Origin of the sequence: Mycobacterium uberis, from assembly GCF_003408705.1 — a bacterium.
Classification (GTDB): domain Bacteria; phylum Actinomycetota; class Actinomycetes; order Mycobacteriales; family Mycobacteriaceae; genus Mycobacterium; species Mycobacterium uberis.
The window spans coordinates 14,795-39,630 of the sequence record NZ_QAYL01000002.1; the positions used below are offsets into that span (position 1 = coordinate 14,795).

Annotated in this window: 16 protein-coding genes and 1 pseudogene; 3 read left to right on the forward strand and 14 right to left on the reverse strand. The window is 55.0% G+C overall.

Annotated features, from left to right (window positions below; all coding sequences use genetic code 11):
• Positions 1-299: 299 nt before the first annotated feature.
• The 3 genes from MUBE_RS02125 to MUBE_RS19715 all read right to left on the reverse strand — a co-directional run bounded on the left by MUBE_RS02125 (position 300) and on the right by MUBE_RS19715 (position 6,656).
• The gene (locus MUBE_RS02125) at positions 300-2,435 is read right to left on the reverse strand and encodes an Rv1355c family protein (protein WP_116539317.1); all 2,136 of its coding nucleotides are present in this window, start codon (positions 2,433-2,435) and stop codon (positions 300-302) included.
• Between the two features lie 883 nt (positions 2,436-3,318).
• Positions 3,319-3,456: a hypothetical protein gene (locus tag MUBE_RS15355; protein ID WP_165849643.1), complete on the reverse strand. Its 138-nt coding sequence runs from the start codon at positions 3,454-3,456 to the stop codon at positions 3,319-3,321.
• Positions 3,457-6,413: 2,957 nt separating this feature from the next.
• On the reverse strand, positions 6,414-6,656 hold the full coding sequence (locus MUBE_RS19715; protein ID WP_116539318.1) for a diguanylate cyclase domain-containing protein: 243 nt from the start codon (positions 6,654-6,656) through the stop codon (positions 6,414-6,416).
• A 935-nt stretch (positions 6,657-7,591) separates the two neighbouring features.
• Between MUBE_RS19715 and MUBE_RS18795 the strand changes: the two genes are divergently transcribed.
• Entirely contained in the window at positions 7,592-7,714 is a 123-nt protein-coding gene (locus MUBE_RS18795; RefSeq protein ID WP_279386649.1) for a hypothetical protein, read from the forward strand.
• Between the two features lie 372 nt (positions 7,715-8,086).
• Here MUBE_RS18795 and MUBE_RS02135 read toward each other — a convergent pair whose 3' ends face one another.
• The 9 genes from MUBE_RS02135 to MUBE_RS02165 form a co-directional block, all read right to left on the reverse strand.
• Positions 8,087-9,928, reverse strand: coding sequence for a putative bifunctional diguanylate cyclase/phosphodiesterase (locus MUBE_RS02135; protein WP_116539319.1), 1,842 nt, complete (start codon positions 9,926-9,928; stop codon positions 8,087-8,089).
• A gap of 115 nt (positions 9,929-10,043) precedes the next feature.
• Positions 10,044-10,208, reverse strand: coding sequence for a hypothetical protein (locus MUBE_RS16750; protein WP_243632755.1), 165 nt, complete (start codon positions 10,206-10,208; stop codon positions 10,044-10,046).
• A gap of 4 nt (positions 10,209-10,212) precedes the next feature.
• The gene (locus tag MUBE_RS16755) at positions 10,213-10,476 is read right to left on the reverse strand and encodes a hypothetical protein (RefSeq protein ID WP_243632756.1); all 264 of its coding nucleotides are present in this window, start codon (positions 10,474-10,476) and stop codon (positions 10,213-10,215) included.
• 20 nt (positions 10,477-10,496) lie between these two features.
• Positions 10,497-10,916 carry a hypothetical protein gene (locus MUBE_RS16760; RefSeq protein ID WP_243632757.1) on the reverse strand — a complete coding sequence of 140 codons (420 nt, stop codon included), beginning with the start codon at positions 10,914-10,916 and terminating at the stop codon, positions 10,497-10,499.
• A 171-nt stretch (positions 10,917-11,087) separates the two neighbouring features.
• Positions 11,088-11,315 (reverse strand): hypothetical protein, encoded by a 228-nt coding sequence (locus tag MUBE_RS16765; protein WP_243632758.1) that lies wholly within the window; start codon positions 11,313-11,315, stop codon positions 11,088-11,090.
• Positions 11,316-12,082: 767 nt separating this feature from the next.
• Positions 12,083-12,838, reverse strand: a complete 756-nt coding sequence (locus tag MUBE_RS19720; RefSeq protein ID WP_116539320.1) for a hypothetical protein — start codon at positions 12,836-12,838, stop codon at positions 12,083-12,085.
• Positions 12,839-14,508: 1,670 nt separating this feature from the next.
• Positions 14,509-15,417 (reverse strand): EAL domain-containing protein, encoded by a 909-nt coding sequence (locus MUBE_RS02155; RefSeq protein WP_116539322.1) that lies wholly within the window; start codon positions 15,415-15,417, stop codon positions 14,509-14,511.
• 1,655 nt (positions 15,418-17,072) lie between these two features.
• Positions 17,073-20,273 (reverse strand): LuxR family transcriptional regulator, encoded by a 3,201-nt coding sequence (locus MUBE_RS02160; protein WP_243632760.1) that lies wholly within the window; start codon positions 20,271-20,273, stop codon positions 17,073-17,075.
• A 295-nt stretch (positions 20,274-20,568) separates the two neighbouring features.
• Positions 20,569-20,844 (reverse strand): Omp10 family outer membrane lipoprotein, encoded by a 276-nt coding sequence (locus MUBE_RS02165; protein ID WP_133297018.1) that lies wholly within the window; start codon positions 20,842-20,844, stop codon positions 20,569-20,571.
• A 1,134-nt stretch (positions 20,845-21,978) separates the two neighbouring features.
• On the opposite strand from MUBE_RS02165, the pseudogene MUBE_RS19725 reads away from it, so the two are divergent.
• Positions 21,979-22,023 (forward strand): annotated as a pseudogene (locus MUBE_RS19725) (hypothetical protein); the annotation flags it as partial.
• Positions 22,024-22,046: 23 nt separating this feature from the next.
• Here the strand turns inward: MUBE_RS19725 and MUBE_RS16775 are convergent.
• Both MUBE_RS16775 and MUBE_RS02180 read right to left on the reverse strand, forming a co-directional pair.
• Positions 22,047-22,187, reverse strand: coding sequence for a hypothetical protein (locus MUBE_RS16775; protein WP_243632761.1), 141 nt, complete (start codon positions 22,185-22,187; stop codon positions 22,047-22,049).
• Between the two features lie 639 nt (positions 22,188-22,826).
• The gene (locus tag MUBE_RS02180; RefSeq protein ID WP_116539327.1) at positions 22,827-24,203 is read right to left on the reverse strand and encodes an L-serine ammonia-lyase; all 1,377 of its coding nucleotides are present in this window, start codon (positions 24,201-24,203) and stop codon (positions 22,827-22,829) included.
• 259 nt (positions 24,204-24,462) lie between these two features.
• Here MUBE_RS02180 and MUBE_RS02185 point away from each other — a divergent pair, with 259 nt between their 5' ends.
• Positions 24,463-24,786 (forward strand): DMT family transporter, encoded by a 324-nt coding sequence (locus MUBE_RS02185; RefSeq protein WP_116539496.1) that lies wholly within the window; start codon positions 24,463-24,465, stop codon positions 24,784-24,786.
• Positions 24,787-24,836 lie beyond the last annotated feature (50 nt).

Genomic DNA, 24,836 nt, shown 5'->3' on the forward strand with positions numbered 1-24,836 from the left:
TTCGCCGAACTATCGAAAGAGATTGCCACATCCGGACTATAGGGGATGCACTCCGAAAATTCTATGCCTTTTCCCTATTTGCAATCTGCAGACGTAGCTAGGATGTGCAGTGCGCGCGGCAAACTAAATACCTAAAGACTAAATACCTAAAGAGCGATACGTAGCATGACGAACTAAGCAGTCAGAACCGCGGTAGGGTGACGTTGTTACGTTGAGGATTAACGGCCAAGCCGTTCTTTAGGCTCCTATCGACAGTATCATCACCGCGGCGATGTCAAATTTAATTTATCAGATTTAATCTAATTGCGTTGCACACGAACTCGGCTTAGAGCACGCCGGCTTGGTGCTGACGACGGCGGTGCGGCGGTAAACCGCAATATAAGCACGATAGCCTTCTCGGGATTAATCCCGAGAAGGCTATCGAAACCGTCTTGCAACTGTCTTAATTCGTCGGCAAAGCGCTCCGACAACTCATTGAGATCAGCGGTGTTGCGAGCGTGCAAAAACACAGGCGACAAAGGCTGAACGCTGAGGCCTTCACGCTGGGCGAGAATCCATACCGCCTCAACGGCAGACCCTCCCCTAGCATAGTCGCCAAGACTATATCCAGTCACAGTGATCACTGCCAGCGCGGAGCTGGCGAGAACACGATCGCGCATGTCGTCACCCAGCGCGCTACCGGCGTTCCATTCCGCAAGGTGAGCCATGACATCGGGTCGGCGCAAGACATCTAGCAACGCCAAGTCGGCAGCATCAATTTCAAGAGTGCGTATGTCGATACCGGTGTCGGGGTCGGGATCCCCAGGCCAGCGAAGCTCCGAGAGCATCTCTTGGTGCAGCCGCGGTGTCAAATACCGGATGCGGTCGGCTGCACCAAAAATCGCTGCAACCCGGGAAAGATCATCTCGATCAGTAAGTAGGTGCAGTTGTGCCCCCTCGCTCTCGGCGGCGACGGTGAGTAACCTAACTGTCTCGTCGTTGAGTGTTTGAGGCGTTCCGTGATGACGGTTAGTCCTGCGTGCAAGCATAGGGTCATCCAGACTGGCAAGAGTAGGGTCGCTGCCGTTCTCAAAGATCATAGTGGCCCGCAGCGGAGATCCGTCTACGCCATCACAGACACTCACCGGACCGAGTATCCCACGGGCAGCAGCTGCGACTCTGATGTTAAACAGAGCTGCACCCAATGCAACAGCGCTACCGCGGAAACCGACATCCATTGTTGACGTGTGTTCTGCGGCAACACTGATAGTAATTTTAGCCGGTTCCGCATCAATACGCCACGGCTGGCAATTTCCACCAGACGGTGCACGCATAGCGGCAGTCACGATAGGATCCTCTACCGCCGAAAGCGTCGAGGCGGTGGTATGATCGGCTTCGAGAAAGGGGCGCCGCTGCTGGTCCATGTCGGGTTCATCGAGTTGATCCAGGGCTCTACTAACGTCGATACGACACCGACCGGATCGCAGAGTCTCACCCAGACCGATTCTGCGTACAGCTTCGGTCAATGCTGAAGCGCCTAGTACAACATCGGATGCTAACTGAGGCCAAGTCGACAGCGATCGGTCGATCTCAATGACTGATGCAGCAGTACGGGACGATATACGTTCACCTTCGTCGTAACGCAGCATGTGAGGGATCTTGTCCCGCTTACTCATACCCGGAAGCAGTCTGAGGTCTAGCTGGCCCAGCAGTCCATGCAGGATCGGACGTTCAGGTTCCTGATCGAAGCGTTCGACATCGACTCTTCCGCGGTCACTGGTGGCCATCAACACCGGGATATGCCGATCACGAGCACCTATACGCAGGACAGCCTTCATGTCGAGCGAGTCGCACTCTTCGACGACGATGTCAAGTCCATCCAGGAACGCGTCAAGAGTGTCGACGGTGAGCCCAGCGTCAAACACATCCACCGCTAGATAGGGGTCAAGCTCAGTAATTCTGCGTGCGGCCACATACGCTTTATTGAGCCCAAGGTCGAACACAGTGGCTGGCACCCGATTCAGATTCGATAGTTCTAAATGATCAAAATCGGCTAGCCGAAGTCCACCACACAATCCCTGTGCCGCCAGAGTGTGGGCGATGACGTGGCCGACACTAAGACCAACGACTCCAATAGTCAGCAAGTTGAATCGCGTCTGCTCTTGAGCGGTGATGTTGTTTCTGTTGCGATCAAGTCGTAGCGTCCGAAACCCGCGCAGACCTAGCACCGCAACGGCAGTACGCCGCCACGAGTAATAGGCCCACCGAGTCGGTTCAGCAAGAACCTCATCATCAGGCACCGGGAGGAGACTGCGTAGACTTGAAAGCTGTGCCTCGCGGTGATCGAGGAACTCCACCTTGGGATCCGCGCGCAACCGCTCCAACACCGCATGGTCGACAGCATCACTCGGGTCCAGAATCTGCGCCCTGTAAGCGATCGCATCGGATTTAGTCACTATACCAGATTATTATACATTGCTTCGGACCGACTGGGGCACCCTGCGACGAGCAACTTGAGTAGCACCTGACGAGCGGTTGGATTAGACTGATCACAGTGTAGATCATCGCATACTATAACCAAACTTAGCGAAAGTAAGCCTTGTAGTACTTTAGTTAGGTCAGTGTGTTACAGAGGTTTTCGATGTAACCGTAGGCTGGATGCAGTTGGTCTCGTATGTATCGGTGAGCAATCAGAATCCTTAATTATGTAGTACAGATGTTCTCACCATTGGTGTAGAAGGATCGGCAGGCGACAGCCGTGCTGTATTTGTAGGGACTGCTGTTCGAAGGTCAGCGCAAGTCGATACAGCCGATAACATAGCGACTGCTAGTGGAGCACCAGCGATTACAACAGTTTCCGACTAGTTCGCCGTGGGATGTAGAATCGATCCGTAAGGCACTTTCCGGCAAAGCCTGCACCACAATTGAAACCGAATGCATGGGTGATCGATGACGCCGAATTCGTCGAGGAAAGGCAGGCCTAGGTGTGTGGCCCGGCCAATACTCAGGTACCCTGAGCAAAGTCGACAATTATCAAATCACGGGCAGCATGCACACAGCCTCTGATGCGGCATCGACGCTGCTGAATTGGCTGCTATATATGTGCCTGAACGCTGAAACAAGCAGTGCGCCGGCGATCTTTCCGAGGTGACCGCGGTCGCGATCCACCGTAAGCGATGCACGATCGCCGACACCGAGCATCACCGACCGCAGTGACAGATAGCCCTGGAAATGATCGACGGGTTAATCGCATATCGCATGAGGACACACCGCACTACTGGCGACCGTAGACTTCTCCTAACCTCACACTACCGCGACCCACACCAATCCTGCAAAGAGCTAGCCGTGGCCTCCGGACGCGTTGCCGTAAACGGTGCCCTGGGGCCACGGCACGAAGGCCAGTCCGAACAACCTAGCCGCAGCAATACGTTCCCGATTCCTTATCCTGTCGATCAGTCCGGAAAACCGTGACATCATTACCGCCGACGACAGCAGCCTGTCCGAAGCCTAGTTGCTTGCTGAATAACACACCGAAGCAAAAGAATCCGCCGATTACTGGATCTCCATCATCGATCCCAACACACCACCCTAATATTCAAAACCTCTATACTGAGCTTAGCCAAGATCCGCCAGTGTATAGAACAAGATTACCGGAGAATCGATACTGTTCTAGGTCTAGACCACTTCGAGGGCCACTCAGGCCAGCTGGCGCCACTACACCCCCGCGTTTGCGCCGCCCACATGTTTATCACCACCCTGCAGTTGATCAATCCAAAAGCAATGCGGTCAAAGCTGATCTCTCTACGATCTAGTTCGTACAATCCAACGCGAACATGATCATTGGATTTATAACCCCAAACCAACAAAGTACTGCTTGATACCAGATACTCTTATGTTCCGGTAAAAAAGTTCGGTGGTTCCTCTGCTGGATTCAAGGACAGCATGACATACTTCGCGGTCGATGTATCGCTTGACACAACGTATGATTTTGTTACGGAGGCAGTGGCGGTGTCGACATGGCGTTCTAGGCGGGCAGCTTCAGTGGCAAAGTCGCGGCAACGCGTGGCCAATGACCTGATTGCCACAGTCACAGCATCGACTGGGGTGGTTAGTATTTCGAGTTTGGATAACTACTGACACGTCTGGATTGTGTAGTCTTTGTAGAGGTCGGCCAACTGTTCACGAAGTGCTACTGGCACAGTCACAACGAGGCCTTGCCGAGCGTTGTAAGTCTTGGCTTCGGGCACGCACCACACTGGTACGGACGATTCACAACACCCGCCTTATTTCCACGACACCATCGGAGCTTTTAGACTCACTAAGGGTAGCGCCGGCCAACACTATTGCGGTCGCTCTGGCCACATCAGCATTATCCGATTTGCTACAACAGGCACGGCGCTGCCGTTTAGGACACACAACTTCGCTGACCACGATGCCCTCCGTGCGAAAGTGTCAGGTCAGAACCGGGCCGAAATAGCCTGGGCCTTCAATACCTACCGTGCTGGTCAACGACATAAGCTGCATGGAACTGCTTGTGCGTGTCGAGGCCGACAGTAACCTGTGACCGAGCGGATGCGGTGATGGTGGATCCCACTGCAGCCCTTCCTGCAATCGGATTTTTTTAAATGGAATGAAGGGCAAAGCGATCGAGCAGTGACAATACTGCTACGGGATGCTTGGTCGCATTCCTAATTAGGTCACTCTGTCCGGCGGTTCCGTGTCGAACCGACACAGCCGACAAATCTGACAGGTGAAGACACGCCACAACGCTCGCAACCGGTCAAGAAACGAGTCAGACCACACCGATCCGGACATCGACTCTACCGACACAGCCGCAACGTCAAGCCGCGAAAACGTCGGTTGCTCTTTAATAAAATCCCCTCATCCCCAGTCAAAGTGAAGCTTTAGGCAGTGTCCTGGCTCCCGATCTGTGCCGAGGATCGGCGCAGTTCCACCTGGAGTGACTGTACATGCGACCACTTGTATAAAGAGTTTGGCGTGAATGAACTCGTCCTGGGTGGTCGTTGCTTGGGCGCCGTCTGTAGCGTTTTGTCTGGCCTGTTCTTCGCTGAGGAACCACGTCAAGAATTACAGCCAGCAGATAGTACAAGACAGCTTGCTCGATACTTAAGTCAATGTCGGTGATCTGGTTTCTTGGGGTGTAGCAACCTATTGCGGCGCTTAGCTGCCGGTCAGACACCCGATTGTACGATCTGGTTCAACGATAACTTCATGACACGCACGCAGGCTGTTTCGGCGAAAGTTTGGGCGAGCGGATACCCACCCACAAGCTCAGTACGAGAACGGAAGACATCGGTGATGTCGTGATCACTGTTTGACAGTGCCTGCTACGCATCAGCTCAACGATGCGAACGCATCACCCGACAATCTCCAACTACCAGTACGCCATACATTGTTGAATTCACATAACTTTCTGAATCAGTTGAGAGGCTCGGTCAGCTGCATCAAGGTCTGGAACGATTCATTGCACCGTTGGTGATAGTGTGTATCTCAACTGTAGTCGTCCCGCAGATAACAAGCTCCGTGTATTGGCTCAGGAAACTAGCTGAGAAAACAAGGAATCCTGCCCACCGTAGCATCGCTAATCAAGCAAAACTCTTGTAGTAGAATCTGTCTCGAAAAATGATGCTACTACATCCAATGGGCAACCTTGCGTAAGTGTGATAAAGCTGAGCACGATCACCAGATTGTCAATGTTGGTTCCGAATTGACGAACGAATGTTTGGCCGGCCTCTGGTGTATCGAACAGTCTCGTCTGCAAGAGCGACATGAAGCCGTTGTTTGAAGTTGTCAATTATGATACTAACACTAACTTCTTTAAGTCCAGCGAGAGTGACACAGGACGTAAATAGATCTTGCACAACGACATTCTCGGTTATTTCCAAACACATGGACGAGGTGTAAAGACCTTATCGGTTGATCGCGTCCGCGACGAAGTCGACAAAAACCACCGGTGAACAGCTGTCACCGTGAGACGTTGACACGCAGTAGTACCTTACAGCCCAAACCATTCGACTGCTATCCGGTGAATTCGTTACACATCGGCCACCACACCTACCAATCCAATTCCTCTGTGGAATTTATGAATTCTGCTACAGAGATAAAGCAATCCGGTGATAGCAATCCACAAATCGTTGTGCTACCAACGTAGCAATGCCTCCACCCCAATAATGTCACCGACCTGCAGGTTAACCTCGGGTAGCTAGACTAAGTGAAGAATATCGGGTTTTACGCGACACTGAAAGTGTAGTTCCATACCGTTGCGCAGTTCGCTTCAGACGGACGTGTCCGCGGTGAATCTCCATCAGCATGCCTAGCTTCCAGAACAGCTCAATCTGCCCGGCGAATTGAGATACAAGGTGTGTCCTGTGCAAGAGTCGCTGAGGCAACACCGATACTGACAACTTGAGTAACTACCTCGTCCGCGACGGCGACGTGTTCGTTGAATTCCTCTGGAAGACGTCCGCTAAGTGATTGAGCGGTATCGGCATCCATGCAGGCATGACCACGAATTCGTCTCCGCCGAACCGGGCGACCAGGCTCTCGTCGACGAAGACGTCGCGTATTTGTTGGGTGAACACCTGGATGAACTGGTCACCAGCAACGTAACCCAGGGAGTCGTTGATGGCTTTGAGACGGTCAAGATTGAGAAACAGCGCCGCGACTGGGCAGAATTGCCTAGGGTCAACCTTCGCTCAAGGTGTTGCGGCAACGCTCAACGGTTGTGTAGTCTAGTCAAATCATCATGGCCAGAATCGATTTCCGCGGCAACACGAGCTTGTACCTGGGCAAAAGTGGCCTTGAAGAGAGACTGAGCTCTACCTCGCTCCAGTCTCGGTTCCTGTATTGGAGGAACCCCAACATTTCGGTAATGGCGTCTCCGAATCACAGCGGCACGCACACCAGGGAAACTGCAAGAATGGTAATGGCCTAGTGAATACGTTGCTGATAGTCTTTAAATTGGCCGGCTCAGAACGGATTGCCATAGGTTTTTGAGGTTCTCGGCTATCGCGAAGAGCAAGTCGGCGTCGGCGAAAAACACAACACCCGATCGGGTTAGAGTTCGGTACCGCGAGGTGAGATAGCCAGTGGGCCATGAGCTTTGTTGCGCGCATATCATGATCGTTGTGTCGTATGAAGCTAGCATCCACACTCAGCTGATCCAGCAGATAGGTCAATGCACACTGACTGACCTCAATTGATGAGGAAATGTCAGCTGTCATCAGTCGCTTGGCAACGGTAGTCACCAACTGATCTAACCGGTGCACTGCGGTGTCGCCGTTCATCTCGGAAACCAACTCTGCGGTTCTGGACACATCACTGACTCGGGTTTCCGCAAATGCTATGGCGGTCTATTGCCGGGTTGGCGACCCGAACACGGAGGATACAAGTAATCTTCCGGAAGGGGGTAAATTCGGTGGCCCAGAGAACAGCTAGCTACAGTTATCGTAGTTGTTGATCCAAGTGGACATAGATACCGGCATCTGATTACAAGCTTATATTATATATATTATTGGGTTTATATTATTGGGTCCAACTTGTCGGATAGGCTGGGCTGAACCTGAAGTCATGGACTGGAGTGAAGTGTACCGTGACGAAGTCTCGCCAGGCTACCGCTGGTGACATTGCGGTATGTCTGCTTGCGCAGGCTGCCGGGTTGTTGACATCGACGGCGACTCCGGTGGAGGTTAAGGCCACCGGCAACGGGGGCTGAGCACGGCAACTATTCGTCTGGGACAACCTCACATCACTCACCAGCAACCACAAACACTTCGACACAGTGCTGGGCTGTATGCTGTTTAACTTGTGATCGGTCGAACCCGTGACAGCTACCCGCTGGGTGCACCATGGTAAACTGGATCTAGCGATGTATTTGTTGGTATTCACCACTGACGCCCTGCCGATTCGCCGTTTCCCGGGCTAAACTTCTCCTCACCATGAGGAGTGGCGTGAAACTAGGCGAAGTACTGACAGATCGAGGCGGTTTTCACGACCCTGGCTGGACCCCGTGAACCGGTCCACATGATCAACCGATTGAGGTCAGATCACCCCTTCCACACCCGGTGCTGTTTAGTGCAAGGTTCTGTCATGTGAGAATTGGGACAGGTATCATCCCTTTGGCCAATAGCGATTCCATCGCCGCGCCGTCAACTGGACGCGAGAATAGAAATCCCTGCGCGCGATGACAGCCCAATCCCACCAAGACCTGCGCCGACTCGGAAGTCTCGACGCCTTCAGCGACGACCTCGAGTTCAAACTCCCTGGCTAGCGCCATGATCGCCCGGACGATCGCCAGGTCGCTTGGATTGCTGCCTAGTTCGACGACGAACCCCTTGTCGATTTTGATGGTGTCCACTGGCAGAGATTTCAGATGAGTCAGAACACTGTAACCGGTGCCGAAGTCGTCGATGGCCAGGTGCACCCCGACCTCCTTGAGTCTGGCAAGTGTCTTACGTGTGGCCTCGATATCTTGGACCACCACACTTTCGGTGATCTCCAGACACACCACGTCGCTGTCAAGATCGAATTCATCAATGGCGCAGGCCACCGTATCGACGAAACCTTCGGCGACCAGCTGCACCGGCGAGACATTAATGCGCAACAGTGCATCGATTCCCACACCGGCTGAGCGCCATCGACTGAACTCCGCACATGCCGAACGCATCACCCTCCGACCTAGTTTGCCTGCAAGATTAGTCGATTCGGCCACCCGGATAAATGAGTCAGGAAACAGCAACCCCCGTGTCGGGTGCTGCCATCGCACTAGCGCCTCGGTACCCAGGACTTTGCCTGTACGCATGTCCACCTCGGGCAGATAGTGCAGCACCAAAGCGCCGTCATCGGCATCGATCATCCCGTTGAGGTGCAGTTCAACCTCGGTTCGCAGCGCATGCTCTGCGCTGATCTCGCGGTTCAAAACCGCAATCTTGCCGCCACCATCGCTTTTCGCTGATAACGCCGCCTGATCAGCCCAGCTCAGTAGATCCGACGTGCTGTCACGTCCTGGAAGACCGGTAGCGACACCGATGCTGACAGTGCGGGTGATTGTCTCGCCGTCAATTACCACTTGCCTTTGCAGCCGCGTCTGCATGCGATGAGCAAACGACTCGACGGCATTGACTGGCATCGACTCAACAGGCACCACAACGAACTCGTCTCCACCAAATCGGGCAATGATAGCCGGGCCTTCAGCCGCTTCGCGCAGCCGGTCGGCGAAGACCTCGATCAGCCGGTCACCAGCATTATGCCCCAGGTAATCGTTGACCGCTTTGAGCCGATCGAGATCCAGGAAAAGCAACGTCACCGGGCCCCGCTGACTGTCGTCCAGCCTCGCATCAAGGTGAGCGATCAGGGCTCGGCGGTTCAGCAATCCGGTCAGATCATCGTGTTCAGCCAGGTAACGCAATTGCTCTTCGGCAACAACGCGGGCCTGCAGCTGGGCGAAAAGGGTTGCGATCGCCTGCAACGCGCGCAACTCGGCGGCGTTCCATTCCCGGTCCCCGATCTTGACGAATCCGAGGACGCCGGTGGTGACCTCTCCGGACAGCAGCGGTACGCACGCCAGGGAAACAGCTGGCACCGCGGTGCTCTCCTCAATGCGACGCTGATAGTCTGCATTGGACGGTTCGGGACGCAAAACCGCCGGTTCTTTGAGGTGCTCAGCCATTGCGAAAACGGGGTCGGCGTCAGCGAAATACACCACACCGATCGGGTCAGGGTCAGGCACGTAATCGCGCGGCGGCCACTGCGCGACCAGTTTGGTTGCATGTATATCGTGGTCGTTGTGACGAAGAAAGCTCACATCGACACCGAAGTGCCCTGTCAGGTCAGCTAGCACCCGTTCGCTGATCGGAACCGCCGTAGCCGCGGTGGCCGCCATTAGCTCCGAGGCCACCGTAGTGACGAGCTCATCCAGAGACCGGGTCATAGTCTTACCGTAACCGCTTACCCGGGGAGCAACCGGACCCGCTCAAAGTTCTGGCGGCTCCGCACCAACGTGGGCCCCACGGCGGTCAATCGCAACACCAACTCTTAGGGAGTTCCTAGTCAGAATACATGCCAAACTGCGGATGTCGTTGCTCAGCTGATCTAAGTTCGTCGGCGAACAGTGCAGACGGTAAGTGTAACTCGTCAGCATCGTGAACGTAGAGGAACATCGACGAAACTAGCTTCATGGCAAGCCCTTGCCGTTGCGCGTCAATCCACACGGCCTCAACAGCCGATCCGCCAGAAACTATAGTATGCCAACGCGTGCCCACGAACCAAGACCACGGCAAGTACCAAACTGGCCACTACGCGATCATGGATGTCCTGGCTCAGCGCGGCGCCGATATTCCACTGCACGAGGAGTCCCACCACGTCCGTACGATTAAGCACTTCGAACACAGCCAACTGATGCCAGCCTATTTTGAGGCTGCGCACGTCAATGCCAGTGTCCAGAAAAGGATCTCCCGGACAACCCAGCTCCGATAGCATCTCCATGTACAGCTGTGGCGTCAGATACCGCGACCTGCCGGCGGCAACCAAGAATAGTTGCTGCCCGGACGATGTGGTCTCGCGTGGTCAGCAAGGTGCAGCAGCGCGCCTTCGGCTGCCGCGGCCGCGTACAGCACGTCAATCGTTTCGGCCGGGACCGGTGTCGGCTTGCCGTGATGGCGGTTAGTTCTGCGAGCTAATATCGGTTCATAGATAGTCACCAGGGCGGTGTCCTGCTCGTCGCCCAAACTCAAGGTGACCGGTAGCGGTGCACCGTCAACATTTTCAGCCAGGCTTACCGGCTCGAGTATACCACGAACCGCGACCGCAACCTTGACGTTGAACAACGCCGCGCCCACCGCGATGGCGCTGCCGCAGAAACCGACTTGGTGCGCTGCTTCAGCCACCATCGTCGATCCAAGCATCACATCCCCCGCCAACTGAGACCAGGTTGACAGCTAACAACCGATCTCGGCCAGCGTCGTCGCGGTGCGCAACGACAAGTGTTTGGCCTCCAGGAAACGCAGGATGTATGGGATATTCTCGCAGTTGCTTATCGCTGGAAACAACCGGATGTCAAACTCAGCGAGTAGACCGTGCAGAATCAGACATCACAGCCACAAATCGAATCGCTCAACGTCTATCAGGCTCCAGTCACTGGTCTCCATCAGTACTGGAATGCCACGGCTGTGGCCTCCTTCCCGCAGGACAGTCTTTATGTTCAGCGGATCGCATCGCTCCACAACGCGATCCAACCCATCCAGGAACTCATCGATAGTGTCGAATGTCAAGTCAGTGTCAAACACTCGCACTGTACAGATGCGGGTCCAGCTCGACAAGAGAGCGTGCAGCGGCCTGGAGCTTGTTAAGCCCGACGTCACACACTGTAACGGGCACCCGGTTGCAGTTGGACAGCTGCAGGCGATCAAAACTCGGTCAAATGCAGCTGCCCGCACAAACCCTGGACAGTCTGCATGTAGGCGATCACACATACCACGTTTAGCGCAACAACACCGATCTACAACGTAACCTACCAAGGTTGCTCCTCGGCGGTGATCTCGTTGCGGTTGCGGTCCAGCCGTACCACCCGAAACCCGCGCGGGCCCGATATCGCCATGGATAGTGCACTCACGGCCCTGGTTCAACGATCAACTCCGGATCGGGTACCGGCCGCAAGCTGAGCAACTTTCGCAGCTATCGCTCACGATTGGTTGATAAAGCCGACATCGGGATCAGCGTGCAGCCGCTGCAGTAATGCGGCATCAGTGGGGTTCTCAGAAGCTAGAACCTGCGTGCGTGCAGGTTCACGCCGGGCTCATCGCTCACCTGCTTGCCTCCCAAAGCCGGCGCCCATACGCCCAGCCGACATAGCCGGGTACCGCCTCGATCATCTCGCCTACAACTCAACCGCTCGGATGGAAGACTGCGGGTTCAAGTCGAGCAGCCGGCAACCACAATGAACGTTACCGCCATCGACGAAATCGTCGACCAGCAAGTGCACTACAGCGCTCAGGATGAACTGAACCAGCCCCAGGGTAGCTTCAAGCCTGCAAAGCACTCCCCGATGCATGCCCTGGAATAGACACCGAGTTATCATGTGAGTTGGTCACAGGCCGGCTCCTGCGGTCGCTGTAGTAATCTTGCTCCATGCGTTCGTGTCACGTAACAGCTTGCGCGTCTCAACCAGCATCCTTGATAGTTGTTGCGGTTCAGCATGGTTAGCTACAGTATTGCGGTCCCACCAAATCATCTTGGTTCGGTAGTGTTCATCCGGGTATGCAGCCGCCGGGATTTTTGCTGCCACTACTCCCCCCGAAGAACGCCACCGGTCCAGTACATGGGCTGCCGCCGTCGCCATAATGAACTGAACCTCCAACAGAGCCATGACTGTAAATGCGGGGCGTGCTAAGGCCTTGGTAATCGAACCACTCTGATGCGAGTCGCTGTCAGCCCAGGCAGTCTTCACTTCTACGACCCCAAACGGCACGCGATCATTAATCATCTTGCGCACCGCGGGCAGTCCAGAATTATCTGCCCATTCGACCACGGCATGCGAATCCTCAGCTGACCCCAGCGGACCAATCACGCGCGCACCTCCTACCACCCGTCCTTGAGTATTTACCGCTGCAAAAAATAAGCGTGTATCATTACCATAATTAGCATCGGGATCTAGAGTACACTCGACTCCGTGTTTGCTGTAAGTGCGAAATGCACCGTCAAGATACTCATTCCACAATTCCGGATCAAGTGCGGGATGCGATACCACAAGCTGGCATTGCGCGTCGGAAGCCCAGACACTAAGGTTTTTCCGAAGACATAACTTCCGCGGCGGTATAACGACATCCAATTGAGCGGTAACCATGGTTCTCCAATCTGTTGAGTACTAAATAGTGGTGCAGAGCGTCATTGCATTTGCGATTAATGGCACAATCCAGCAGGATATTTCCGCCTATATATAGCGATATCCAACTAGTAGTTTTACGACATGATTTCGAGTTATTATCGAATCGTGTTATGTACATTGCGTCTATTACGCAGATGTGTTGTATTTCGACATCTTGAGCCCACAACTATCGCGTGCACGAAAAAAGCTATATAAACCGTGATAATTGATCAGCCATTCCTGACCCCAGTTAGTACCGCTGTTGTAGATCGTTATTTCAACGGATCTGTGCCGGAAAACGCGATTAATACGACGTTGCTCGCGATATTTTTAGGACCAGCAAATTGGTTTTTCTAGACGACCTCCATTGGTTTATTTAATGGGTGCTATGGGCGCGATAGCGACCGGTCGTTGGACCAAAATTGCCTTTGTGAAATAGAGCACCGACCGAGCAAATTTTGTCGGCACATTAGCCGAAACCTTTGGGCTACTTTGTTTCGTAACCATAGGTCAGTGCTGAATTCAAGCGAATCCGGAGTACGCAGGTAGTCCAGTAGTGATCGTTTTAGGAAAATTGGCGCCGTGTGTCGAACTTAAACGCCTTGACCACGACCTGGCCGTGTCAATCCCCTCTACAGGGCGGCCAACGCAACAGGATGCGCTGACTTTGCAAGCACAACAAGGACATAGGCTTGTCTGTGCGTCACAGGGACGGAGGTAGTACGTACCGCACGCTGCCCAGCACCCAAGCCCACCGTCACCGACTGACAACCCAGATGCAGTTATCCCGCGACGACGGTTTTACACAGCACATCCACCTTCGGCTGGGTCAATTCGCAATATTCATTGCTCAGCACGACCAATTCCTTACGGCTATCGTCGCGAGTTCCGCTCTTTAACAAGCAACGCAGTTGATCTTGCGAAGACGGACTATGAAGTGTTTTGTCGCCCCACCGATCACGATCGATGAAGGTTATGGCCCGTCCTACCACTGGGCCTAGTGAGCCGGGTATGGCAGGCCTCGGAAGCTCAGACCCGACTCAAAAGCGGACCGTAAGCACTTACAGGACAACACCGTAAGCGCTTATGGAACAACCGATAAAACCAAAGCTGCAGCAGGACCTTGGTCAACGATGGCGGCTCGCACACCTACACCTACGAGGCGTGGCACCTCCACCAAGCAAGACATGGCCACCCTTGCACGTTCGTGGTGATAGTTCGCTGCGGCCCCAGCCAGACGACGGCCGTTCTCGTCAACCTGATCTGCGAACCGTTTCACATAGTCGGCGACCTCCGCGCCAGACCTTTGTCTAAGTCGAGCACCTTGGCGAACTACCGTGACCATGCGCATACCTTCTCGAATCAGAACCCTGATCAGAGATACCCGAAAGACCAGAGCTACCCCGAAATTTCGGTGGTTCCCCGGCGGGGAGATGCTGTCCCCTCTACGCACCGCCCCGCCGGGTGTCATTTACAAACCCCAGAGCTTCGCTCACAGCATCACTCAAGGTGTGTGACGGTTGAATTTGTCCTCGTCGATGAGGTAAAACCCAATCGATGGAGGGCCTCGCTCACCGCTATAACCAATTGACACGCGCCGCGGTTTGCTGGCTACGAGCCACCACCGATCTACGCTCACTACCCGACCACTACTCAGTGAAGAAATCGGCCGGTAGTGCTTTTGCAAAATGCCAGCCCTGGGCGGCGTCGCAACCAAAGTCACGCAACCATGCAGCTTGACCCGGCGTTTCGACTCGCTTGGCGCAGACAGCTATCCCGAGCTTGAAGGTGAGATCAATCATTGCCCGGGTGATCTGTTCATCAGCCAGTCTACTGTGGATATCGCCACCGAGATTCTCAATGAACTCGCCGGCGAGTTTGACCATATCGACGGGCAAGCTGCGTAGATAAGCAAGGCTGGAGAACCCGGTACCAAAGTCATCGATCGCTATACCCACGCCCACAGCGGACAATTCCTGCAATCTAGTGATCGATGTCTCATCTATGCTCAGGCTCGCGTTCTCAGTTAGTTCGAGCTGCAAAGCGTGAGCAGGCAGGGCACTATCGCCGAGCACCCGCTCAACCATCGGGAAGAAATCGGGATCCCGGATGTTATGGGCCGAAACGTTGACGCTGACGAATGGTCGTGGGTTGGTACTGTCGTCACGCCAGTTGCGGATGTGCCGACAGGCCTGCTCAATTACGAAGGCAGTGAGCGGTACAATCATGCCGTTTTGCTCGGCAAGCCTGATGAATCGCGCCGGGAGCAAGGTGCCGAGCGTCGGGTGCGCCCAGCGTAGTAGCGCCTCGACGCCGATAAAACGTTTGTCGTTGAGCCGGACGATCGGCTGGTAGACGAGAAAGAACTCCCCGCGATCCAGTGCAGCGGGAACCACTTGCAACAGGTCATCGCAGGAGCTCTGCTGCTCGTGATCGTGATGGCCATAAAACCATCCACTGTTTCGGTCTTCCGCCTCACCGCTGCCGGGCAACCCAATCGGGTTGCCACTAAACCTGTCCGGCAGTGCACTACTCCGCATAGCACCCTCGGTACACAACTATCGACAGGAACTCAACATCGTCGTATGCCAAGTCATCTTCAGACACACCGCGCAAATCGTCGCGACCCGTGACTTTCGATGCCGACATCACGCCAGTTCATTCCCTCATTAACGTTTGGTTGGGCGACGATGCCCGGCTAGCCACAGACTCTAGCGATGCCGTGCGGTGAAGATCGTCAGTACTATTACGTACAACTTTCCATTGTGCCGCGTAGACGGCTCGAGGTTGCCTACTTCGAAGCCCGAACCGCGAAGACGAAAGCACAGGCTGTGCCGGACAGTAGCAGAAAATCGGGTGACTCTTACCGGCGATCGCTACCGGATGCACAACTGCCCTCGTCGGTTTGACATCATGGTAGGTGAAAATGAACCACCTTGGCTGCCGAGTTTATACGTCACACCCAGGTAGATATCGTATAATTAGTCGAAAAGTATTGATAGAATTGCTGTTTTCGACAGAATATAACTCTAGCGCGTTCTTCGGGCTTCGCCCTTGAGAAGCATGCCACAGCAATCCAGTGACGCGATGGGCGCAGCAAAATCTACGCGGTATCAGTACTGGATATACGCAAACACACCGATGTTTACTGCTCGGCGATGAAAAATGCTAGCTAGCATACACAAGATTGATACGCGGAACGGGCGACATTACTGATGTCATCAACTACTTCAGTGCCAGTGAACTATAGCGAATACACGATAAAGGTACGGCTTCGGCAGGAACTACGCGACTGCGCTATCAACGCTATCAAGTTGCGCAAGCTGGTATACAGCCTCCCGTACGAGGTAGACGAGTTCGAGTTACTGCGGATTGTCTGAGCATATGACCGCAACCGCCGATAACTGGTGTTGCAGCGCTAGTTGGGCCGTATCGACAGGTCGTGACATTCATCAACAAGAAACGTCCGTAAGCACTGCCAGCGCGTTGTTATGCAACATAGCATCGCGACCGTGGCGAACCCGAACGATGCACTGTTTCTCGGAGCTGGCGGACTCCATGCACGCGTCTGGCATCTCGCAGTATTTGATTACGTTGACACACAAATCTTGATAGCAACCTCCGCGCTATCGACACGTCAGCGGGAGCCATCACCGGCGATGTTCGGCAGGGCAATAATGTCCGTGCTCCAAGCCATTCGGATGCACACCACCGTGCAAATAAACACTACTGGGCCTCTATCAACCAATACGGCTCTGGCAAAACGCATTCGGGTATGCACCCACAATGACGAGACAGCGATACGTAAGCTGATTTCGACTCACATTGCCCCGATATGCGTGCTGCAAGGATCCCAGCCCCCACATCACTCAAGTGCATGAGGCGCTCGGTGCTCTGTGACCGAAATCAAACCTGTCAATCGTCACGCGTAACCTACTCACTGGCCATAGCGTGATGTTCACTGCTGGGATTCTGCTGTATCTGGCCATAGGGGTATAATTGAGCGCTCCGCATCACAGCCCACCAGTTTTCTAATCGATCACGACTACTATTTTGTGGTGACCGCTTACACCGCGCTAAGATACATATCCAAGTGCTCCGCACATAACGGGCCCTGGCACAAATGTCGAACATCGACGAGATAATCGCCGTCACAATCAACTGACACAGCAATGGAGAGCCCGCCTATAACCGCCGTCGAGAACACCACAGTCTAGTTGTGGCGCGCAGCTTCTTGCACGAGTTGAACGCGGGAGGTGAGGCCAAGTTTGGAGTAGATACGGGTGAGATGGGTATGCACGGTGCGCACGGAGACGAAAAGCCGTGACGCGATTTCCTTGGTGTCTAACCCCTCGCTCACGAGCCGTACCACATTGTGCTCGGCAGGAGTTAGGGATTCCCAGCCGGTGGCCGGTCGTTTACGGTTACCACGCCCGCGCTGTGCGTAGGTGATCGCATCATCGATGGACATGGCTGCACCCTCAGCCCAGGCGGAGTCGAAGTCCTTGCGGCCCATCGCGTCACGAAGCGCCGCAACTGCGGTCTCATAACCAGCGTCCCAGACTTTAAAGCGGACTTCACCTATCTTCTCACGTAGTGCGGACGCCGCACCAAAGAGACGCCCGGCTTGACGATGGTTGCCACCCTTGTTAGTCAGCTCAGCTAACAATTCCATACTGTCTGATATGCCCAGAGAAGCCTGGATGTCAGTGCCACAGGCAAGCGCGGCATGGATATCAGCTCGTGCCAGTTCTGGTTCACCCTGCGCTATCGCGACGCGCGCACGTGTTGTCAAAGACACCATTTGATGCCACCCTGTGGTCGCAGCAACACCGTCGTCGGCGAGACGTCGCGCCATGATTACATCGCCTCGTGCCAAAGCGACCGCTGCCATAAGTTCGTGGTGTATCGCTACCAGGCCGTGGTCAGCACTAAAGTGCGGACGGCACGTCTCGCTGGCCTCGACAGCCGCGGCGACATCGCCCATGACTAATGCCGCGAAAATCATTGCTGCATAACCAATACCTTGGTAAACACCACTTAATTCTGCTGCAGCTTCGACGGCCATGCCGGCCGTGACTAGTGCCGCGTTGGTGTCGCGATGCACCAGCGCCCGAGTTTGAACGTACAGACCGAGAGTTCTCGTCACCACATCGTTAGCCGCTTCAGCACCGACAGCAACTTCACCCGATCGCGCGATCGCACCGTCTATATCGCCCTGCCATAACTGTGCAATAGAGAGCAGCAAATGGCACTGTCGCGAAACGAACCGGTCCCCGATTTCTTGAGCGAGATCGTCAGCCGCCTCAGCCGCTACTCGCAAAGCAACCGGGTCACCTGACACACAGAATCCAACAACTTCCCACAGCTGAATTTGGCTCAACGTCCACTTATCATCTTGCGTTCGCGCGAGCTCGACTGCCTCAGCGAAGTAAGGCTGAGCTACCTCCGCGTCGTAGCCACCGCTGAAACCGCAGGCGGTAAGTGCCCGAGCCAAAACAGCAGAGTCACCTGTTTCGCGTGCCATAGTCAGAGCTTGTTGCGCTTGAGCGGCAATATCACTGCCGTCTGCTGGACTGCTGGCCAGCATGACATGAAGCATAACCTTGTTGGCAAGCGCCCGTACTAAAATCTCTTTGGGTGCAACAAGATGATCGATGTCTTTGTGTTCAAGGACCGAGTCGAACCAGGCCAACCCCTCATGCATGAGGCCTCGCCCAAACCAAATCGGCTGTAGCGAGGACGCGAGTTGCAGTGCGCCAGCAATATCGCCGGTTTCGCGGCTCCATGTGAATGCGCTACGCAGATTGTCGATCTCGACCTCAACTTGCTCGACAAGCTGCTCGTGGTCGATGTCCCCCGAAGCCTCCAGCAAGGCCCCAAGCGCCATGTAGTGATCGCGGTGACGCGTACGCACGAGGTCAACCTCGTTGGACTCTTTGAGTTTCTCCATCGCGTACTGACGTGTCGTTTCGAGCAACCGATACCGCACACTACCCTGTCTGCTTTCGACCATGACCAGCGACTTATCTATGAGCAGGGTTAGCAGATCGAAAACCTGGTCAGGCTCATTAAGGTCATCGTGCCCAACCGCGTGAGCCACCGTGAGGTCGAACGTCCCCGAAATTACTGACAAGCGACGAAACAAGACCCGCTCGCTTTCAGTCAACAGCGCATACGACCAATTCATCGAGGCACGGAGCGTCTGCTGGCGTCTCACCACGGTACGCGCACCACTAGTCAACAGCCGAAATCGGTCATCCAAACTATCGGCTATCTCGGTTAGCGATAGTGTGCGTATCCGTGCGGCGGCAAGCTCGATCGCCAAAGGCATGCCGTCGAGGCTCTGACAGATCTCGGTCACGATCCGACGGTTGTCGTCGGTAATCCTGAAGCCGGGTTGAACCAGGGCAGCACGGTCCGTGAATAATTCGACCGCTTCGTTGGCCGACGACAACATCGGAACTCGCCATATGACTTCGCCGGCCACCCCAATCGGCTCGCGACTGGTCGCCAAAATCGTCAACGACGAGCAAGCACCCAAGAGCGTAGTAATTACCTCTGCACACAGCTCGAGAAGGTGCTCACAGGTGTCCAACACCACCAGCATGCGACGGTCACCGACGCACCTACACATGTTGTCTACCAACGCAATTGGGGAGATGTCATGATCTGTGAACGGTGCTAGGTCGAAGTACGACAGCTCGCTGTCAAACTCGTCCGTGACTCTGTCAACAACCTGTAACGCAAGCCGCGTTTTGCCTACTCCTCCTGCACCGACCAGCGTCAACAATCGTTTTTCGGTCAGAAGCTCTTGCACTTCTCGAATCTGCGCGGTGCGGCCCACAAAAGTGGTTAGTGGCTTCGGAAAGCTTAGTCCGCTAAGGACGGTCCGGATACCTAGCTCGGGAAGGTTTCTGCGCATATTACGGTGACACAACTGCATGACACGTATTGGCCGAGCCAGATCCCGCAGTAAATGACTACCAAGGTCAACCAGCCAAGCATCAGTGGGGAGCCTGTCAATGACGAGATTGCCTGTAGTAGAAGACAACACCGTGTGTCCTCCGCATGCTAGATCAAGCAACCCTGCGACCTGGACCATCGCTAGGACCACGCTATTGGCATCATCGTTGGATATCTGAACCTCACCGGTGTGCAGAGCGATGCGCAGCCGCACTGGTATGAGCGGGGCCAGCTGCAAGTCCAACGCGCAAGCTGCGGCGTCGCTAGCACGAGCGAACGCCGCGAGAAAGTTACCTCTTGCCCCTTGGACAACCTGTTGCACCCCGTCATGGGCCGCGACAGCTTCTGACACCGCGCAGTCTAGGCGTGCAATTGCATCCGATGTCTCATCAGACTGTATTTCGAACAGCTCTGTCAAACCCTCGACATCAACCAGAAGCAACGTCACCGTACAACCGCGATGGAGATCCATCGGCACGTCTGTCGACCTCAGCCGCTCTACCAGACATGAAGCCAAATAATCAGTGCCAACGGGTACTGGTTTTTGCATCTCGCCAAAAGAATACATGTCTCTCGACAAAAATTTGGCAGTGCATGTTAGCCGCGGTCTTGTTCCGTCGAAATGCACAGCCTGCGCCAAATATTTGGAGAAAAACCGATTCTCGATCGATTAACCTGCTGACATCTCGCAAGCCAACAGACTCGGTAGTCGGCGGCGAGCCTATACCTCACCGTAGGCGCGATCACCCTTGCCCACTCAAAACCCCAGAGCCGATCACCCCGACGGTCCAAGGAGGCACATCAAGATACCCGGTGGCATGGTCTTGTGCGACGCACTGCCATGTGGCCGGGCTGACACACTGGCACGTGACCACGACTTCTCCTGTGTTCTTGACCTTCCTGGACTCAACCATCAGCATGCCAGTGTCATCAATAGCATACGACCCGGACGCTTCATGCTCGGTACCATCTGTTTCCAACCCGATAACCCGTCCGTTGCTCAAAGTCACGGTGACCACCGTGTTCAACCTTTCCTTTGCCGCCTTACCACAACCAGCGCGCACCAGCTACGACAGTCGCTGCATGGTGTTCGACCTTGAATTCCGCGCACCACAATCAGCTGCAACAGGATTTAGTAATCGAATACCGCTGCCGAGGCGGCGTTGCCAACGGCGGTCTGTAATAATCTCTGACAATAACCTCCGCAAGCTTCGTGCGACAAGGGTCTAAACTACATCGGCGCAACTACGTATTTGGTCCAGTTCCGATACGTAGAATCAGCGGGCCTGGCCAACGCTTAGAATGGTTGCTGGCTTGGTCACGGGCAACTAGTCGACGGCGAGTGCAAGTCGTTCATCGGCAGGTACAACAGGCATCTGTAGCGCGCTTATAACACACCAGGGTTGCATTCCGTCTCGGCCGCCGGCGCAGTCACTACGTTCAGCAACGCGCCACAAGAAACTTAAAGCCAAGCACGGAACGCTCACAACGTTGAACATCGCGCCTGGACTGAGCGGAGACTTCTTGGTTGCAGCCGGGGGTGGGTGAGAAACACCAGAAGAAGCATCAGTAGCAACGCTGCGTAGTCATGAGGGCGTACTGGCGGTCAGTGCGTCGATCGAGACGCAGAAGGATCGGCTGGCAGCTACGTACACCGTTGCGGAGCAAGAGATTATGACGATAGCTCCGCATGGGGCCGACCTAGTGGCAGTGTAGAATGCGGCCGATCTTAGCGCGCGATAGGCAACGAATTTTTTGTGTAGTCATTGAAGGAGGCGAGTAGTTTAGCCGCAATGGAGGTCGACGTAGGTGCAGTTGAGTCGCATGTCAGCTATACCCCCGGTGGCATTGTCGTATGCGGATTCAGCGTGACGACACTGGGTGGGGGTTGTGTTTCACCCGCCGTTCCACCAGAGGAGTCTTCGACGTTACCGAGCATGAGACCGGAGGCAAGCCTCGTTGCAGGCGGCCGCTGAGACGCAGCGTTCACTGAGCTCCTAATACGCTTTCGTCAGCAAACGAACTCGCCAGCGTTCTGGCCGGGATGCAGTGCGGCGGGGTCCCAGCGCTGACGATTATGTGATTGCACATCTGCATGCAATTACGTTACACATACAACATTTACTGCGACGAATTTCTTTGAGAAGAATACGACTCCAAATGCACTTAATGAGGCCGAGTACGCAGAGATAGGGACTCAAGCCACCACCACGATGGAAATCTACGAGGCGATCTCAACTACGGCGGTGAACTCAATCCCAACCATCGCACCCGCGCCAAGGATCGTCCCAATCTGGTGTCGGTGCGAGAGCAACAAAGGGGCCAGTGCAGCCCGGGACGGCGATGTAGTAATCGACGTCATCTGAGAACTCCTTCTGTGAATGCTATGTCCGATCCGGGACGTGTTCACACCAATCGTGCACTTGATCGTGACATTCGTGTAAGAGCTTTATGAAGACTGGGGGTTTCGAGATCGTATGATTTCTTGAAGGGCTAATCGGCTGGATCGGAGAGTTGACCTAAACTACAGGGGATCTGCTTGTCGCCAACTCCCGGGACACACCCGGGAGTTGGCGACGTCGCCGAGGTTACCAAGCTCATCCCCCATCAGTGCGGTATCTAGTGGGCTGTAGCTGCCACTGGATATTAGGTAGATTTTGTGGATACAAACACCGTCGATGGCTTGACCACCTTGGACAACGACAAAGCGTCACACACATTTCCACTGCCACCAAGTGCTATCATATCGGCAGTGGCAATCTCAGACCCGGGTGCTGAAATTGTTAGATTTGTCAGCACTGCACTTTCGCCGACCACCGCTGGATCTTCTGGGCTGGCTACATTACATGGCGATCTTAGTGGTAGTCCACAGTCATCACTACTACCGACGACATGTGAGATGAGTTTAGCGGGTGCGGTGAGTTGATGGGTGTGCCGGTTGCCGCCGACGATTGGACTTACCAGCCAAACTCGCACTATCTGTGGCAACTACACCGCACGGTCAACATTCGACGACGTTGACCGCGATGGCGAGTCCGCCCTCGGCAGTCTCCTTGTACTTGGAACTCATGTCCCGGCCGGTTGCCCTCATGGTGGCGATCACCTCGTCGAGGCTCACCCGGTGGGTACCGTCGCCACGCATGGCCATCCGGGCGGCATTGATCGCTTTGCCAGCCGAAATGGCGTTGCGTTCGATGCACGGAATCTGGACCAGACCGGCGATCGGGTCGCAGGTTAGACCGAGACTGTGTTCCATAGCAATCTCAGCCGCGTTCTCGACCTGAGCTGGTGTGCCACCGAGGATTTCAGCCAGACCCGCAGCGGCCATAGAAGCCGCCGACCCCACCTCACCCTGGCAACCGACCTCCGCGCCGGAGATGGACGCAAGCTCCTTGTACAGCGAACCAATTGCCCCTGCAGTTAACAGGAACCGCACGCTCATATCGTCCGGGTCTGCCCGCCCGGCGGGACAGTAATGCTGCGCGTAATACAAAACGGCAGGGAGGATGCCAGCCGCACCGTTAGTCGGAGCGGTGACCACTCTCCCACCCGCGGCATTCTCCTCGTTGACTGCCAGCGCGACCAGGTTCACCCAGTCCTCGGCAAACGTCGGATCGCGATTAGGATCCTCGGCGAGCAGTCGCTCGTGCCAGGAGCGTGCACGTCGACGCACTTTCAGCCCGCCGGGCAGATAACCGTCCTGAGCGATGCCACGCTGAACGCATTGCATCATGGCATCTCGGACATTTAGCAGGCCAGCACGTACCTCTTGTACAGGCCTCAAGCTCTGCTCATACTCGGCCATGATCTCGCAGATCGACACTCCACGGATGGCAGCCAACTCAAGTAGTTCGCCCGCTGAGCTAAAGGACATCCTACCAGTGATCCGTTCGGCGCCATCGGGTGGATCGCCGTGCACAACGACAAATCCACCACCGACCGAGTAATAGGTATCGGCGGCCAGATTGGTTCCGTTGCGGGCGATCGCAGTGATAGTTAGGGCGTTGGGATGTCGGTCCAACACCGTCTGCGGGCTCAGCACGACGTCGGCTTCGGTGAAATTGATTACGATCAATCCACCTAAACAGATTGTCCCGGCAGCGCGCATACAGGCCAATCGAGCCGCCATGTCGTCGGCATCGAGTTTCTCCGGATGCTCCCCTTCGAGCCCCAAAAGGATAGCCGCCATGGTGCCATGACCAGCCCCAGTTGCCGCCAGCGAGCCGAACAACTCGACACGGATGTCACACACATCCGTGAGCAAACCGCTGTTAGCTAGGTCCTCGACGAAACGCGCTGCGGCGCGCATAGGACCGACCGTGTGTGAGCTGGACGGCCCAATACCGATCGTGAACAGATCGAACACGCTGATGGTCATGATGAATCCTCGTATGTCTCAGGTCGAGCAGCCATCACCCCCACCCTTTGACCAGCACGTACCGGAGACCTCCACGCGTATGGCCATCGCTGGTGAAAATGGCAGGGGTCAGGCCGATGTCGTACCGGTAGCGGCACTGCGCGATTCTGCAGCTTAACCATCTAGCTAACGACAAACCTCATGGCATCGACAAGCTGTCCGTTCCAGCAAACCACTCAACCCCTTTACGCATGTGCATATGTATGCTGAAAAAATTATAGTGGCTTATTTGTTCCTCTTTTGCGCGATCTTCGCGGAGGTAGTAGCGACTACCCTGCTCAAGAATACTGGAGGGTTCACCCGGCTGACGCCGACTCTAGCTTGTCTGGCTGGCTACGCAGTAGCTTTCGCGCTCCTGGCACTGTCGATCTCACGCGGCATGCAGACAGATGTCGCCTATGTGTTGTGGTCGGCCATCGGTACAGTCGCCATCGTACTAATCGCCGTGCTATTCTTCGACTCGCCGGTATCCGCGACGAAAGTCGTTGGCGTCATGCTGATTATCATCGGGGTAGTACTGCTGAGCCTGGCCGGTGACCATTGACAACCACCCTGGGCCGTTGTCAGCACAAACCCCATCCGTCGCCGGCAGGC